Source organism: Streptomyces sp. NPDC014889 (assembly GCF_043081205.1).
Classification (GTDB): Bacteria; Actinomycetota; Actinomycetes; order Streptomycetales; family Streptomycetaceae; genus Streptomyces.
Genome location: NZ_JBIBWH010000001.1, coordinates 521880 through 537042, shown reverse-complemented (window position 1 = coordinate 537042; position 15163 = coordinate 521880). Strand labels below are relative to the sequence as shown.

Below are 15163 nucleotides of genomic sequence, written 5' to 3'. Positions count from 1 at the left end.
ACGACCCGTAGGAGATGCATTTTCCATGACAGACGCACTGAAGCGCCTTTCCGACGAAGGCGTCGCGATCTGGCTGGACGACCTGTCGCGCAAGCGGATCACGTCCGGCAACCTCGCCGAGCTGATCGACCAGCAGCACGTCGTGGGCGTCACCACCAACCCGACGATCTTCCAGAAGGCCATCTCGCACGGGGACGGCTACGAGCAGCAGGTCTCCGACCTGGCCGCCCGCCGGGTCACGGTGGAGGAGGCCATCCGCATGATCACGACGGCGGACGTCCGCGACGCCGCCGACATCCTGCGTCCGCTCTTCGACGCCACCGGCGGCAAGGACGGCCGGGTCTCCATCGAGGTGGACCCGCGCCTGGCGCACAACACCAAGGCGACGGTCGCCGAGGCCCGCCAGCTCGCCTGGCTGGTCGACCGGCCCAACACGCTCATCAAGATCCCGGCCACCATGGCGGGCCTGCCGGCGATCACCGAGACCATCGGCAACGGCATCAGCGTCAACGTCACCCTGATCTTCTCGCTGGAGCGCTACCGCGCGGTGATGGACGCGTACCTGAGCGGTCTGGAGAAGGCCCGGGCGCGCGGCCTGGACCTGTCGAAGATCCACTCGGTGGCGTCCTTCTTCGTGTCCCGCGTGGACACCGAGATCGACCGGCGGATCGACGAGCTCGGCACCGACGAGGCCAAGGCGCTGCGCGGCAAGGCGGGCGTGGCCAACGCGCGTCTGGCCTACGAGGCGTACGAGGAGGTCTTCTCCTCCGACCGGTGGAGCGCGCTGGAGCGGGAGGGCGCCAACAAGCAGCGTCCGCTGTGGGCGTCCACCGGGGTGAAGGACAAGGCGTACAAGGACACCATGTACGTCGAGGAGCTGGTGGCGCCGAACACGGTGAACACCATGCCCGAGGCCACCCTGGAGGCCACCGAGGACCACGGCGCGATCCGCGGCGACGCGGTCACCGGCACCTACGAGCAGGCCCGCGCCGACATCGCCGCGCTGGAGCGCATCGGGATCTCCTACGACGACGTGGTCCAGGTCCTGGAGGACGAGGGCGTCGACAAGTTCGAGGCGTCCTGGAACGACCTGCTGAAGTCCACCGAGGCGGAGCTGGAGCGCCTCGCTCCCGCGGAGGGCTGAGACCTTGGCGCCCCTTACCGTCACCGGAGCGAACCCGCTCCGTGACCCCGCCGACCGACGGCTCCCGCGCATCGCGGGGCCGTCGGGCCTGGTCATCTTCGGTGTCACCGGCGATCTGTCGCGCAAGAAGCTGATGCCCGCGGTGTACGACCTGGCCAACCGGGGCCTGCTGCCGCCGGGCTTCTCGCTCGTCGGCTTCGCCCGCCGCGACTGGGAGCACGAGGACTTCGCGCAGGTCGTGCACGACGCCGTCAAGGAGCACGCGCGCACGCCGTTCCGCGAGGAGGTCTGGCAGCAGCTCATCCAGGGGATGCGCTTCGTGCAGGGCACCTTCGACGACGACGACGCGTTCGAGCGGCTGCGCGGCACGATCGAGGAGCTGGACAAGGCGCAGGGCACGGGCGGCAACTTCGCCTTCTACCTGTCGGTGCCGCCGAAGTCCTTCCCCGTGGTCATCCAGCAGCTGAAGAAGCACCAGCTCGCCGACCAGAGCCACGGCTCGTGGCGGCGCGCGGTCATCGAGAAGCCCTTCGGCCACGACCTGAAGTCGGCCGAGGAGCTCAACTCGATCGTGCACGAGGTCTTCGCCCCGGACCAGGTCTTCCGCATCGACCACTACCTGGGCAAGGAGACCGTCCAGAACATCCTGGCGCTGCGCTTCGCCAACACGATGTTCGAGCCGATCTGGAACCGGTCCTTCGTCGACCATGTCCAGATCACCATGGCCGAGGACATCGGCATCGGCGGCCGGGCCGGCTACTACGACGGCATCGGCGCCGCCCGCGACGTCATCCAGAACCACCTGCTCCAACTGCTCGCGCTGACCGCGATGGAGGAGCCTGCCTCCTTCGACGCGGACGCGCTGGCCGCGGAGAAGACCAAGGTGCTCGGCGCGGTGAAGCTGCCCAAGGACCTGGGCAAGTCGACCGTGCGCGGGCAGTACGCGGCGGGCTGGCAGGGCGGCGAGAAGGTCATCGGCTACCTCGAGGAAGAGGGCATCGACAAGAAGTCGAAGACCGACACCTACGCGGCCGTCAAGCTGGCGATCGACAACCGCCGCTGGGCGGGCGTCCCCTTCTATCTGCGCACCGGAAAGCGCCTGGGCCGCCGGGTCACCGAGATCGCGGTGGTCTTCCAGCGGGCCCCGCACTCCCCCTTCGACACCTCGGCCACCGAGGAACTCGGGCAGAACGCCATCGTCATCCGCGTCCAGCCGGACGAGGGCGTCACGGTCCGCTTCGGCTCGAAGGTGCCCGGCACGTCGATGGAGATCCGGGACGTGTCGATGGACTTCGCCTACGGCGAGTCCTTCACGGAGTCCAGCCCGGAGGCGTACGAGCGTCTGATCCTGGACGTGCTGCTGGGTGACTCCAACCTCTTCCCGCGCACCGAGGAGGTCGAGCTGTCCTGGCGGATCCTCGACCCGATCGAGACGTACTGGGACAAGCACGGCAGGCCCGCGCAGTACCCGTCCGGGACATGGGGGCCCGCCGAGGCGGACGACATGCTCGCACGAGACGGACGGAGCTGGCGCCGGCCATGAAGATAGACCTGACCGACACCACGGCCAGCAAGATCAACAAGTCGCTGGTGCAGGCCCGGCGGGCGATCGGCACCCCGGCCGTGGGCATGGTGCTCACGCTGGTCATCGTCACCGACGAGGAGAACGCCTACGACGCCCTGAAGGCCGCCGGCGACGCCTCCCGCGAGCATCCCTCGCGCCTGCTGGTCGTCATCAAGCGGCACGCCAGGACCCTGCGCGACCGCACGTCCTCGCGGCTGGACGCCGAGGTGCGGGTGGGCGCGGACGCCGGCACGGGCGAGACCGTCGTGCTGCGCCTGCACGGCGAGGTGGCCGACCACGCCCAGTCGGTGGTGCTGCCGCTGCTGCTGCCCGACGCGCCGGTCGTCGTCTGGTGGCCGGTGAACGCCCCGCTCGACCCGGCCCAGGACCCGCTGGGCGCCCTGGCGCAGCGCCGGGTCACCGACACCTACGCCTCCGAGCAGCCGGTGCGGGAGCTCTCGGCGCGGGCCGAGGCGTACACGCCCGGCGACACGGACCTGTCCTGGACCCGGATCACGCCGTGGCGCTCCATGCTGGCCGCGGCCCTCGACCAGGTCACCTGCGAGGTCAGGGCCGTGGAGGTGGAGGGCGAGGAGTTCAACCCGAGCTGCGAGCTGCTGGCGATGTGGCTCGCGGACCGGCTGGACGTACCGGTCAGGCGCTCGCGGTCCACGGGGCCCGGTCTGACCGCGGTCCGCATGGACACCAGTTGCGGCCCGATCGCCCTGGACCGGGCCGACGGCAGGCTGGCGACCCTGTCCATCCAGGGGCAGCCGGAGCGCGCGGTGGCGCTGAAGCGGCGGGAGACGGCCGAGCTGATCGCGGAGGAGCTGCGGCGGCTGGACCCGGACGACACGTACGCGTCCGCGCTGCGGTTCGGCGTGGACCGGCTGGAGGGCACCACGGCGTCCGACGGCTCCAGGCCGTCGGCGAAGGAGCCGGTCGCCGTGCCCGTGCCCCAGGAGGAGGCCGCCAAGTGAGCACTCCGCAGCTTGTCGTCCACCACGACAAGGAGCTGATGGCGCAGGCCGCCGCGGCCCGGCTGATCACCCGGATCGTGGACGCGCAGGCCTCGACGGGCTCGGCGTCCGTGGTCCTCACCGGCGGCCGCAACGGCAACGGCGTCCTGGCCGCGCTGGCGGCCGCGCCCGCCCGCGACGCGATCGACTGGGGCCGGCTCGACCTGTGGTGGGGCGACGAGCGGTTCCTGCCGGAGGGCGATCCGGAGCGCAATGTCACGCAGGCCCGCGAGGCCCTGCTGGACTCCGTGCCGCTGGACCCCAAGCGCGTGCACGCCATGCCCGCGTCGGACGGTCCCCACGGCGCGGACGTCGAGGCGGCGGCGGAGGCCTACGCCGAGGAGCTGGCCCTCGCGGCCGGCCCCGAGAACCACGGCGCGGTCCCGTCGTTCGACGTCCTGATGCTGGGCGTCGGCCCGGACACCCATGTCGCGTCCCTCTTCCCGGAGCATCCGGGGGTGCGCGAGACGGAGCGTACGGTGATCGGCGTGCACGGCTCCCCCAAGCCGCCGCCCACCCGCGTCTCCCTCACCCTGCCCGCCATCCGCTCGGCCCGTGAGGTCTGGCTGCTGGCGGCCGGCGAGGACAAGGCCAACGCGGTGGCGATGGCCCTGTCGGGCGCGGGCGAGATCCAGGCACCGGCAGCCGGCGCCCAGGGCCGCGCCCGCACCCTGTGGCTCCTGGACACGGCGGCGGCCTCCCAGCTGCCGAGATCGCTGTATCCGCCGGCCTCGGCGTAGAAACGGCAAGGTGCGGCGGCGGTGAGAACACCGCCGCCGCACCTTTCTTCCGGCCCGTCCGACAATCGGGGAGGAGGCCGTTCAGGCCGGACCAGGGGTCGGCGTCACTTCACCGACCCAGCCATCACCCCCTGCACGAAATGCCGCTGGAAGGCGAAGAACACGACCACCGGCACGACCAGCGACAGGAACGCCCCCGGCGCCAGCACATCGATGTTGCTGCCGAACTGCCGGATCTGCGACTGCAGTTCCACGGTCAGCGGCTGCGACGAGGTGTCGGCGAACAGCAGCGCCACCAGCATGTCGTTCCACACCCAGAGGAACTGGAAGATGGCGAGGCTCGCGATCGCGGGCCGGCCCACCGGCAGCACGAGCCGGGTGAAGATCCGCCACTCGTTGCCCCCGTCCATGCGGGCCGCCTCCAGCATCTCCTTCGGCATCTCGGCGAAGTAGTTCCGCAACAGGAACACCGCGAACGGCAGCCCGTAGGCCACGTGGAAGAGGACGACGCCGGGGATCGTGCCGAACAGGCCGAGCTGGCCGAAGAGTTTGGCGACGGGCAGCAGGCCGATCTGCACCGGCACCACCAGCATCGCCACGACCAGCAGGAACAGCGGCTCACGGGCCGGGAAGTCCAGCCAGGCGAAGGCGTAGCCGGCCAGCGCCGCGATGACCACGACCAGGAGGGTCGTGGGCACCGAGATCAGCACCGTGTTCCAGAAGGCCTTGGTGATGCCCGAGTTCTTCAGCAGTGCCGAGTAGTTGTCGAAGGACAGCTGCTGCGGGCCGGCCAGCGCCGTCCACCAGCCGCCCTTCGCGGTGTCCTTGGCCGAACGCAGCGACGACAGGAACAGTCCCGCGAGCGGGGTCATCCAGATCAGGCCGATCACCACGAGGACGGCCTGGACCAGCGCGCTGCTCAGGCCCCGCCTGACCGCGTTCATCACTGACTCCTTCGGAAGCGGCGGACGTTGAACACCATCGCCGGGATCACCAGGAGCAGCAGGAGCACGCCGAGCGCGCTGCCGAGGCCCTGGTTGTTGCCACCGCCGAAGGACACCAGCCACATCTGGGTCGCCAGCACGGTGGCGTCCTGCTGCACCGGGCCGGGCGCGATGATGTAGACGAGGTCGAAGACCTTCATCACGTTGATCACGAGGGTGACGAAGACGACGGTGAGGACGGGGGCGAGCAGCGGCACGGTGATCCGGCGGAAGATCTGCCACTCGTTGGCCCCGTCGATGCGCGCCGCCTCCAGCGCGTCACGCGGCAGCGCGGACAGTCCGGCGCCGATCAGCACCATCGCGAACCCGGTCCAGATCCACAGGTAGGCGCCGATGATCATCGGGGTGACGAGCGTCGGGCCGAGCCAGGAGACGCCCTGGTAGGGCTGCGCGAAGTTGGCCTGCGGCAGCTTCACCTCGTACGAACCGGCCTTCAGGCCCGTGAAGCGGAAGGAGCCGTCGGAGCCCGCGGTGGTGCTCGCGACCGTCCGGCCGTCGCGCACCGCCTCGACCTTCATGCCGGGCAGGCCGCTCTCGCCGCTGTCGATCCTGCCCTGGGTACCGCCTCCGCCGGGCACGAAGTCCAGGTAGACGACTCCGCGCAGTTCGTCGGCGGCGGCCTTCCCGTCCTCCAACGGGCGGGCGGGCGAGGCGTTGCCGGGCAGGTCCTTGGGCAGTACGCCGACCATCGGCAGCGCCACCGCGGAACCGGGCGTCAGGCTCGCGTTCGTGAGGTAGGAGCCGTCCCGGCCCTTGGTGAGCCCGAACCCCTCACGGGCGCGGGCGCTCGGGTAGGACGGGGATCCCTTGAACGCGTCGTGCACGGAGACCACGGCGGCGTTCAGGACGCCCTTGTCCGGGTCCTCGTCGTAGGCGAGCCGGAAGATGATGCCGGCGGCCAGGAAGGACACGGCCATCGGCATGAACAGCAGCAGCTTGAACGCCGTGGCCCAGCGGACCTTCTCCACCAGTACGGCGAGGATCAGTCCGAGCCCGGTGAGCAGCGCCGGGGCGACGACGACCCAGATGGTGGTGTTCCGGACGGCCTTCAGGGTCGCCGGGTCGCGGAACATCTCGGTGTAGTTCTCCCCGCCGACGAAGCGGGTGCCGGAGGCGTCGAAGAAGCTCCGGCCGACGGAGAACAGCACCGGGTAGACGACGAGGGCGCCGAGCAGCAGCAGTGCGGGGAAGACGAACAGCAGCGCGACGACCCGCCCCCGCCGCCGCGGGGGCCCGGCGCCGGGGGGGGGGGCCCCGGGGGGGGGGGGGGGGCCCCCCCCCCCCCCCCCCCCGGGGGGGGGGGGGGGGGGGGGGGGGGGGGGGGGGGGGGGGCGCGACGGGGGGCCCGCGCCCTTCTCCTTCGCGAGCGTGGTGGCGGTCATGGCGGGTCAGCCCTGGTTCTTGTACGCCTTGGCCGCCGCGGCCTCCAGCTTCGCCGCGGTGCCCTTCGGGTCGGACGGGTCGCGCAGGAAGTCCTGGAGCAGCTTCCACTCGCCCACGCCGCTGGTGCCGCCGAAGGCCGCCGGGGCCTGGTCGGACATGTCGAAGCGGACCGCGTCGGAGTCGCCCGCCTCGACCAGGGACTTGGCGGTGGCGCGGGTGACGTCGTCGCCGTAGGAGGCGAGGTCGAGGTTCTTGTTCGGGGACAGGAATCCGCCGGCCTTGGCCCACACGGCCGCGGCCTCCGGGGTGGCCAGGTACTCGAGGAGCTTCATGCCGGCCTTGGCGTTCTTGCCGTCCTTGAGGACGGCGGCCGCGTCACCGCCGCTGACGACCGGCGCGTTGCCGCCGTCGACCGGCGGGAAGGGGAAGAAGTCCGCGTCCTTGCCGATGGTCCGGTCGAACTGGTCGTGGGCGACGCCCGCGACGAAGTCGCCCTCGTAGACCATGCCGGCCTCGGGCTTGGGCCCGAAGACCTTCTCCACCGAGCCCGGGAAGTCGGTGTTGAGGGCGCCCTTCTGGCCGCCCGCGATCAGCTGCTTGTCCTTGAACAGCTTGCCGAGCGTGGTGAGCGCCTTGACCACGCTGTCGTCGGTCCACTTCAGCTCGTGCGCGGCGAGGGCGTCGTACTTCTCGGGGCCGGCCTGGGAGAGGTAGACGTTCTCGAACCAGTCGGTCAGGGTCCAGCCGTCCTGTCCGGCGACCGCGAAGGCGGCGAGCCCGGAGTCGGAGAGGGTGTGCCCGGCCTTGAGCATCTCGTCGTACGTCGCCGGCGCCTTGACGCCGGCCTGGTCGAGCGCGTCGGGGCTGAACCAGACGGTCGACTTGTGGGCGGCCTTGAAGTAGAGGCCGTACAGGGTGTCGTCGACGCTGCCGTACTTCTTCCACACCGGCGCGAAGTTGGCGTCCACCGACTTCTGGGTGGTGTCGGACAGCGGCTCCAGCCAGCCCTTCTTGGCGAACTGCTGGAGCACGCCGACCTGCGGGACCATCACGACGTCGGGGGCGTTGCCGCCCTCGATCTTGCTGCCGACGACGGTGGAGACGTTGTCGCCGGTCGACATGAACTGGGTCTTGGCGCCGGTCTTCGCGGAGAACGCGTCCAGCACCTTCTGGAAGTTCTTCTGCTCGCTGCCGGACCAGACGCCGGCCACGGTGACCGTCTGGCCGCTGAGCGACTTGTCGCCGCCGCCCGCGGAGACGGGGTCGTCGCTGCCGCAGGCGGTGGCGCCGAGGGCGAGGACCAGGGCGGTGCAGCCGGTGAGCAGGGTGGTACGTCGTCGCATCATCGTTGATGTCCCTTCGGAAGGTGGCGAATTGACGAGGTTCAGAGGTCGGTGCCGTCGGTCGTCCACCAGGCGGCGGTGGACCCGGCGAGCACTCCGGGCGGGCAGTCGCCACTGGCCAGCAGCGGGGTGCCGGGGACGGGCGCGGTCGTGGGCGCCGTACCGAAGTTGACGGCGCAGACCAGGCCGTCGCCGCGGACGAAGGCGAGCACGTCCGGCGGGGTGTCCAGCCAGCGCAGCGAGCCCTCGCCCAACTGGGGCAGCGCTGAGCGCAGTTGCAGGCCGTCGCGGTACAGGTGCCAGAAGGACCGGGTGTCGGCGAGGGCGCGTTCGGTGACGTACTCGGCGAAGTACGAGGGCTGCGGCAGCCAGGGCTTGGCGCTCTGGGTCCCGGAGGTGAAGCCGAACGGGGAGACCTGCCCCGACCAGGGCAGCGGCACCCGGCAGCCGTCGCGGACGCGGGCGCGGCTTCCGGTGCGGCGGAAGATCGGGTCGGTGAGCACGTCGTCGGGCAGGTCGACGACCTCGGGCAGGCCGAGTTCCTCACCCTGGTAGACGTAGGCGGCTCCGGGCAGCGCCAGCATCAGCAGCGCGGCGGCGCGGGCGCGGGCGGCGCCGAGTCCGCTGCCCTCCACGGCGGGCTCGCCGTAGCGGGTGACGGTGCGGACCTGGTCGTGGTTGTTGAGGACCCAGGTGACCGTGGAGCCGGTGCCGGCGATGTCCAGCATGGCCTCGGAGATGACCTTGCGGAAGGCGTCGGCGTCCCAGGGGGCGCCGAGCAGGTCGAAGAAGAAGGCCTGGTGCAGTTCGTCCGCGCGGACGTACTTGGCGTGTTCGCGGGCGCTGGGCACGGACACCTCGCCGACCAGCAGGCGCTCGCGGCCGTCGCGTGCGGTGTACTCCTCGCACACCGCGCGCCAGTGCCGCCACACGTCGTGCACCTCGGGCTGGTTCCAGGCGAGCGGGTTGACCGAGTCGCGGGTGCGGGCGTCGGCCTCCGGGTCCGGGGAGTCGGGCAGTTCGGGGTGCTTGAACAGGCCGGCGGCGACGTCGATGCGGAAGCCGTCCACGCCCCGGTCGAGCCAGAAGCGCAGCACGCGCTCGAACTCGGCGGGGATCTCGGGGTTGCGCCAGTTCCAGTCGGGCTGCTCGGGCGTGAACATGTGCAGGTACCACTGGCCGGGGCGGCCGTCCGGCTCGGTGACCCGGCTCCAGGCCGGGCCGCCGAACATGGCGTGCCAGTTGTTGGGCGGCTCGACGCCGTCCGGGCCGCGCCCCTCGGTGAAGTGGAAACGGTCGCGGGCCTCGCTGCCGGGCCCGGCGGCGAGCGCCTCGCGGAACCACGGGTGCTCGCTGGAGCAGTGGTTGGGGACGATGTCGAGGAGCACCCTGATCCCCAGCCGACGGGCGGAGGCCATCAGCAGGTCGAACTCGGCGAGGTCGCCGAAGACCGGGTCGACGCCGCAGTAGTCGGCCACGTCGTAACCGTGGTCGTGCTGCGGGGAGGGATAGAAGGGACTCAGCCAGATGCCGTCGACGCCGAGCTTCTTCAGATACGGCAGCCCCGCGCGGACCCCGGCCAGATCGCCGATGCCGTCACCGGTGCTGTCCAGGAAGCTGCGGACGTACACCTGGTAGATCACCGCGTCGCGCCACCAACCATGCCTGTTCAACCCATTGACCTGTTCCTGTGAAGGCAGCAGTTATGCATTCATGTTAGGTAGCGGTGTCTCGAAGGTGTCAACGAACGGAACAGAAACTACTGGGCAGTTGGCGACGCGTGTCCGGACTTGTCCGGAGGGAGCGGACACAGATGTGATGGCGGCGTTACCTAACAAGTAACTAGATCGAGCGCTTCCGCTGCGCGCGGCACAGTGCTACAAGTGCTACGAGCGCCCGGCGATGGCGTCGAGCTCGCGCGCGAGGCGCCGCACGGCCGCCTCCGGGGTCTGCCGCCCGGCCAGCGCGTCGTGCACGACCGCCTGGACCACCAGGCTGACCTGGTCGTAGTGCGGGCTCTTGGGGCGCGGCGCGGCGGCCCGCACGGAGGCCCGCAGGGTCGGCAGATACGGGAACCGCCGTACGAGTGCGGGGTCCTCGTACAGCGCGGCGCGCACGGGCGGCAGCGCGCCCTCGGTGAGCACCTGGCGCTGGACGGGCTCGCTGGTGAGGTACGCGATGAGGCGCGCGGCCGAGTCCGGGTGCCGCGCGTGGGTGTTGACGGCCAGGTTGGAGCCGCCGAGGACGCTCGTTCCCGGTCCGTCGGGTCCGGGCAGCGGTACGGCGCCGATCTTCCCGGCGACCTCGGAGCCCTCGGCGGAGGCGACGGCGTACGCGTAGGGCCAGTTGCGCAGGAAGAGCAGCCGGCCGTCCTGGAAGGCCTGCTTGGACTCCTCCTCCTTGTACGTCAGCGCCTCCTTGGGGATCCAGCCCTCGGCGAAGCCGCGGGCCAGGAAGCCGATGCCCTCGCGGGCCGCGCGCGAGTCGACGGTGACGCGCTCTCCCTCGTCACCGAGGATCGTGCCGCCCGCCGAGTACACGGCCTCGGCCGCGTTGACGGTCAGGCCCTCGTACGGCAGGAACTGGCCCGCGTAGCCGTCCAGTCCGTACTTCGGCGCGATGGTCCGGGCGGCGTGCTCCAGCTCGGCCCAGGTGCGCGGCGGCGCGACGCCCTCCTTGTCCAGGATGTCCTTGCGGTACAGCAGCAGGCCGGCGTTGGTGACGTACGGGACCGCGTACAGCCGTCCGTCGTAGGTGGCCGTGCCGACGACCGGGGGCAGGAACGTCCCCAGCGGGAAGCGCTCGCGCGGCAGCGGGCGGATCCAGCCGGCGGCGGCGAACTCCGAGGTCCAGTTGACGTCGATGTTGAGCACGTCGAACCGGCTGCGGTTGCCGCCGCGCAGGTCGGTGGCCATCTGCGCCCGGGTCTCGTCGGCGGCGTCGGGCAGCTCGACGAGGGTGACCCTCTCGGCGGGGTGCGTGCGGTTCCAGCCCTCCAGCAGAGGGCCGAGGTAACCGGTCAGATCGCCCGCGGTGGCCAGGGTGAGCGGACCGCGGCCCTCGCCGCTCCCCTCGGTCGCCCTCGCGCCCGAGGATATGTAGCCGGTCAAGACCACGACCAGGACGAGGAGGCCCCTACCGGCGGCGTGGATCCACCGCATAGGTTCCTCCTTGCACACCGGCGCCGGGCACCTTCGCCCGGCTCAGGCCATGTATACCTGTTAGGTATGGGCGATACTAGGGCCTGGCGTCAATCTCACGTCGTCCACCCGGAGACCCCCCGCATGACGCGTCTGACGAGGACCTAGGAGGAGAGCACGCGTGCGCCTGCCCCTCCTGGCACTTCTCGCGCGCGGTCCCGCCCACGGCTACGAGCTGAAGCAGGACCTTGAGCAACTGCTGGGCTCCGCGTACCCTCAGCCGAACGTCGGCCAGATCTACGTGACCCTCGGCCGCCTCGAGAAGTCGGGACTGATCGAGGGCGAGGAGGTCGAGCAGTCCAGCCGGCCCAACAAGAAGATCTACCACCTCACCGACGCCGGACGGGGGGCACTGCGCGCCTGGTTCGAGGAGCCCGAGGACGAGCCCCGGGTGCGGGACGAGTTCTTCATGAAGCTGGCCCTCGCCCCGCAGACCGGTCTCGCCGACCAGGTCGCCCTCATCAACAAGCAGCGGCGCCAGTACCTCAACACCATGCGCAATCTGTCGAAGCTGGCCGCCGCCGAGAACCGGGACAACCGAATCGCCCAACTGCTGATCGAGGGCGCCATGCTGCACCTTCAGGCCGACCTGGACTGGCTGGAGCGGTGCCAGGAGGAACTGGAGGGGCTGGAGTGAGTGACGTCCGAGCTCCGGCACTGCTGCGGGCCGAGGGCCTGGTCAAGACGCACCACGGCCAGGGGGCGCCCGCCCGGGCCGTGCGCGGAGTGGATCTGTCGGTGACCCGCGGCGAGTTCGTGGCGGTCACCGGCCCGTCGGGCGCCGGCAAGTCGACGCTGCTGCACCTGCTCGGCGGGCTGCAGCGGCCGGACGAGGGCAGCATCTGGCTGGACGGCCGGTGCACCGACTCCTACGGCGAGGCCCGCTGGGCCGAGGAGCGCCGCAACGGCATCGGGATCGTGTTCCAGTTCTTCAACCTGGTCTCCAACCTGTCCGTCGCCGACAACGTCGAACTGCCCGCCCTGCTCGCCGGCCGCTCACCCCGGCAGGCGCGCGCCGAGCGGGAGGAACTGCTGGCCGAGCTGGGACTGGAGGGCAAGGAGCGCAGCATGCCGGGCGAGCTGTCAGGCGGCGAGCAGCAGCGGGTCGCGCTGGCGCGCGCGCTGGTCAACCACCCTCCGCTGCTGCTCGCCGACGAGCCCGCCGGCAGCCTCGACAGCAAGGGCACCCGCGAGGTGATGCGGCTGCTGTCCCGCTTCCACGGGCGCGGCCAGACGATCGTGCTGGTCACCCATGACGCCCGGCTGGCCAGCGCCGCGGACCGGGTGATCAGTTTCTTCGACGGCCGGATCGCCGACGACGCGGCACTGGACGGCACCACGCCGTCGCGGAGCACGGGGATCTCGGGCGTGCTGGAGCTGAGGGACTGAGTGCGGTGTACGACCACCTGATGTGCTCGGGGCACGGCCGCCCGGCGCGCCCGGGTCCGCGTTCCGGACCGGAGGACTGAGGCCCGTGCGAGCCACATTGCGCTGGGCGCACTCCGATCTGCGCACGCATCGCGGGGAGGCGCTGTTCATCGCGCTGGCCACGACCGGCATCGTCGCCTCGCTGCTGCTGGCCACCGCGTTGTTCGGCTACGCGACCAACCCCTGGCAGCGGGTCTTCACCCAGTCCGGCGGCGCCCATGTGTGGCTGCACACGGCGCGGTCCGCCGAGACGGAACGGCTCGCCTCGCTGGACGGCGTCGAGTCGGTCACCGACGCCTACCTCATCGAGTCCGCCACCGTCGCCTCCCGCGGCACCCGCGCCACCGTGGAGCTGCGCGGTACGCCGTCCCTGCCCACCGTGGGGCGTCCGCTGCTCACCGCCGGGCACTGGCTCGACGCCGGGGAGCCGGACGGCGTGGTCCTGGAGAGCCGTCTGGCCAGGGCGCTCCTTGCCGAGCCCGGTGACACGCTCGTCCTGCCCGGCACCGGGCGCGCGCTGAGCGTGGTGGGCATCGCCGACAGCGCCGAACCCCGTTACGGCCCCGGCGAGCAGCCGGGGCTGGTGTGGGCGCAGCCGTCCGCCGTGCGCGAGCCGGGCGGACGGGTGGTGGGGCTGCGGCTGACCGATCCCGACGACACGGACTACGCGGTGCAGCGCGCCGTCACCGTGCTGGGCGCCGGCGTGGTGGGCGAGGTGTCCACCTGGCAGCAGGCGCGGGCCGAGGCGCAGGGCGACAACCGGCTGCTCGGGCAGGTGCTGGGCCTGTTCGGGCTGGGCGCGCTGATCGCGGCCGGGCTGGCGGTGCACGGCGCGATCGGCACCCGGATCCGGGGGCATCTGAGGGACATCTCGGTGCTGAAGGCGATCGGTTTCACACCCGCCCAGGTGGTCCGGATCTTCCTGCTCCAGCATGTGGCGTACGCCGTGCTGGGCGCCGTGGCCGCGGTGGTGCTCACCGAGGGGCTGGGCGCGCGGATCCCGGGCCGGCTCGGCGACGCGGTCGGGGTGTGGCAGGGCCTGCCGGGTCAGACGGTGGCGATGGTCGCGGTCCCGGTGGGCGCGGTGCTGTTCATCGGCGCGGTGACCGGGCTCGCCGCGTGGCGGGCGGGGCGGGTGCCGCCGGTTCCCGTGCCGCGCCCCGCGGCGGTGCCGGGCGGCGGACTGACCGCGGCCGCCCGCAGGGCACTGGGTCTGCGTCTGCCGCCCGCCCTCGTCCTGGGCTGGCACCGGGCCTTCACCCGCCGCCCGCGCACCTTCGCCACCGTGGGACGGCTGGCGCTGCCGCTGCTGCTGATCGTGGTGGCGATGAGCGCCTGGACCACGATCGACCGCTTCCACAACAGGCCGGAGGAGCTGGGGCTGCCGGCCGCGCTCACCGTCCGGCCCGACAGCACCCTGAACGACCGTGGCGCACGGGAGCTGCTGGCGGACGAACCCGGGGTCGCCGCCGTCTACCCCGGGGTGGAAGTGGCCGCCCTGGTCCCCGGCCAGACGGCCACGATCGCCCTGCGGGGCCTGGGGACCCGCGAGGCCCCCTACCCGTTCGCCCTGGCCGAGGGCCGCCGTGCCGACGGCCCCGACGAGGCGGTGGCCGGGCAGGGCCTGCTGGATCTGCTCGACGTCCGCGTCGGCGACTGGGTGCGCATGACGGTGGGCGACCAGCCGCAGATCCTGCACATCGTCGGGCGCAGCATCGAGCCGGAGAACGCCGGCCGGGTCATCTCCACGTCCCTGGACAGCCTGCACGAGAACGACCCGAACCTCAGCCCCACCTTCTACCAGCTCCGCCTCGATCCGGGCGCCGATCCACGCCATGTCGCCACGGCCCTGTCCGCCGCCGCCCACGGCCACCTGGACGTCCACCCGGTGACCAACCCGGCCGACGGCCTGTCGTCGATGCGCGCGGTCATCGTGGGCCTGATCTGCGTCCTGGCCCTGATCGGTCTGATCGAGCTCCTCTCCGCGATCGGCGGCACGATCCGCGAGGGCGAACGGGACCTCCTGGCCCTCAGGGCCATCGGTCTCTCCCCCCGCCAGATCACCGCGATCACGGTGACCTCGACCGGCTGCACCGCCCTGGCCGCGGCGGCCGCGGCCACCCTCCTGGCCCTCCCTCTGTCCGACTGGCTGATCAACAGCCAGGGCCACTCCAGCGGCATCGGGGCGGGGATCGCCAGAACACCCTCCCCGCTCCTGCTTCTCCTCTTCATCGCCGCGGCCGCCCTGGGGGCCGCAGCCCTCGCCACCCTCCCCGCCACCAGAGCCTCCCACCGCCGCACGGCGGACACGCTGTCGGCGGTGGCCTGAGCCGGGGCG

General features: G+C 71.7%; 12 protein-coding genes. 7 read left to right on the top strand and 5 right to left on the bottom strand.

Translation table 11 applies throughout. The features are described from left to right. Positions 1 to 25 precede the first annotated feature (25 nt). The 4 genes from tal to pgl are packed head-to-tail and all read left to right on the top strand — an operon-like array spanning position 26 to position 4467. The gene (gene tal, locus ACF09J_RS02410; RefSeq protein ID WP_392303493.1) at positions 26 to 1144 is read left to right on the top strand and encodes a transaldolase; all 1119 of its coding nucleotides are present in this window, start codon (positions 26 to 28) and stop codon (positions 1142 to 1144) included. Positions 1145 to 1148: 4 nt separating this feature from the next. Continuing rightward, positions 1149 to 2687 carry a glucose-6-phosphate dehydrogenase gene (gene zwf / locus ACF09J_RS02405; protein ID WP_392303492.1) on the top strand — a complete coding sequence of 513 codons (1539 nt, stop codon included), beginning with the start codon at positions 1149 to 1151 and terminating at the stop codon, positions 2685 to 2687. After that, positions 2684 to 3688, top strand: coding sequence for a glucose-6-phosphate dehydrogenase assembly protein OpcA (gene opcA / locus ACF09J_RS02400; RefSeq protein WP_392303491.1), 1005 nt, complete (start codon positions 2684 to 2686; stop codon positions 3686 to 3688). The genes zwf and opcA overlap by 4 nt, the downstream gene beginning before the upstream one ends. A gap of 38 nt (positions 3689 to 3726) precedes the next feature. Then, positions 3727 to 4467 carry a 6-phosphogluconolactonase gene (gene pgl, locus ACF09J_RS02395; RefSeq protein ID WP_392303640.1) on the top strand — a complete coding sequence of 247 codons (741 nt, stop codon included), beginning with the start codon at positions 3727 to 3729 and terminating at the stop codon, positions 4465 to 4467. Positions 4468 to 4571: 104 nt separating this feature from the next. On the opposite strand, the gene ACF09J_RS02390 is transcribed toward pgl, so the two are convergent. The 5 genes from ACF09J_RS02390 to ACF09J_RS02370 all read right to left on the bottom strand — a co-directional run bounded on the left by ACF09J_RS02390 (position 4572) and on the right by ACF09J_RS02370 (position 11358). Further along, positions 4572 to 5411, bottom strand: coding sequence for a carbohydrate ABC transporter permease (locus ACF09J_RS02390; RefSeq protein ID WP_392303490.1), 840 nt, complete (start codon positions 5409 to 5411; stop codon positions 4572 to 4574). After that, on the bottom strand, positions 5411 to 6673 hold the full coding sequence (locus ACF09J_RS02385; RefSeq protein ID WP_392303639.1) for an ABC transporter permease subunit: 1263 nt from the start codon (positions 6671 to 6673) through the stop codon (positions 5411 to 5413). Before ACF09J_RS02385 ends, ACF09J_RS02390 begins: the two co-directional genes overlap by 1 nt. Before the next feature lie 186 nt (positions 6674 to 6859). Further along, entirely contained in the window at positions 6860 to 8200 is a 1341-nt protein-coding gene (locus tag ACF09J_RS02380) for an ABC transporter substrate-binding protein (RefSeq protein WP_392303489.1), read from the bottom strand. Between the two features lie 38 nt (positions 8201 to 8238). Further along, positions 8239 to 9870 carry a glycoside hydrolase family 13 protein gene (locus ACF09J_RS02375; RefSeq protein WP_392303488.1) on the bottom strand — a complete coding sequence of 544 codons (1632 nt, stop codon included), beginning with the start codon at positions 9868 to 9870 and terminating at the stop codon, positions 8239 to 8241. A gap of 213 nt (positions 9871 to 10083) precedes the next feature. Continuing rightward, positions 10084 to 11358, bottom strand: coding sequence for an ABC transporter substrate-binding protein (locus ACF09J_RS02370; RefSeq protein WP_392303487.1), 1275 nt, complete (start codon positions 11356 to 11358; stop codon positions 10084 to 10086). A 160-nt stretch (positions 11359 to 11518) separates the two neighbouring features. On the opposite strand from ACF09J_RS02370, the gene ACF09J_RS02365 reads away from it, so the two are divergent. From ACF09J_RS02365 to ACF09J_RS02355, 3 genes are all read left to right on the top strand, one after another. Next, positions 11519 to 12034, top strand: a complete 516-nt coding sequence (locus ACF09J_RS02365) for a PadR family transcriptional regulator (protein ID WP_392303486.1) — start codon at positions 11519 to 11521, stop codon at positions 12032 to 12034. Then, on the top strand, positions 12031 to 12786 hold the full coding sequence (locus tag ACF09J_RS02360) for an ABC transporter ATP-binding protein (RefSeq protein ID WP_141362014.1): 756 nt from the start codon (positions 12031 to 12033) through the stop codon (positions 12784 to 12786). Before ACF09J_RS02365 ends, ACF09J_RS02360 begins: the two co-directional genes overlap by 4 nt. Positions 12787 to 12871: 85 nt before the next feature. Continuing rightward, a complete protein-coding gene (locus ACF09J_RS02355) occupies positions 12872 to 15154 on the top strand; it encodes an FtsX-like permease family protein (RefSeq protein ID WP_392303485.1) in 2283 nt (760 codons plus the stop codon). The last annotated feature ends 9 nt before the right edge of the window (positions 15155 to 15163 follow it).

Bases quoted from the DNA above. Each gene is read 5' to 3' on its own strand.
- tal (WP_392303493.1), top strand. From the start codon at position 26: ATGACAGACGCACTGAAGCGCCTTTCCGACGAAGGCGTCGCGATCTGG.
- opcA (WP_392303491.1), top strand. From the start codon at position 2,684: ATGAAGATAGACCTGACCGACACCACGGCCAGCAAGATCAACAAGTCG.
- pgl (WP_392303640.1), top strand. From the start codon at position 3,727: ATGGCGCAGGCCGCCGCGGCCCGGCTGATCACCCGGATCGTGGACGCG.
- ACF09J_RS02390 (WP_392303490.1), bottom strand. From the start codon at position 5,411: ATGAACGCGGTCAGGCGGGGCCTGAGCAGCGCGCTGGTCCAGGCCGTC.
- ACF09J_RS02380 (WP_392303489.1), bottom strand. From the start codon at position 8,200: ATGATGCGACGACGTACCACCCTGCTCACCGGCTGCACCGCCCTGGTC.
- ACF09J_RS02370 (WP_392303487.1), bottom strand. From the start codon at position 11,358: ATGCGGTGGATCCACGCCGCCGGTAGGGGCCTCCTCGTCCTGGTCGTG.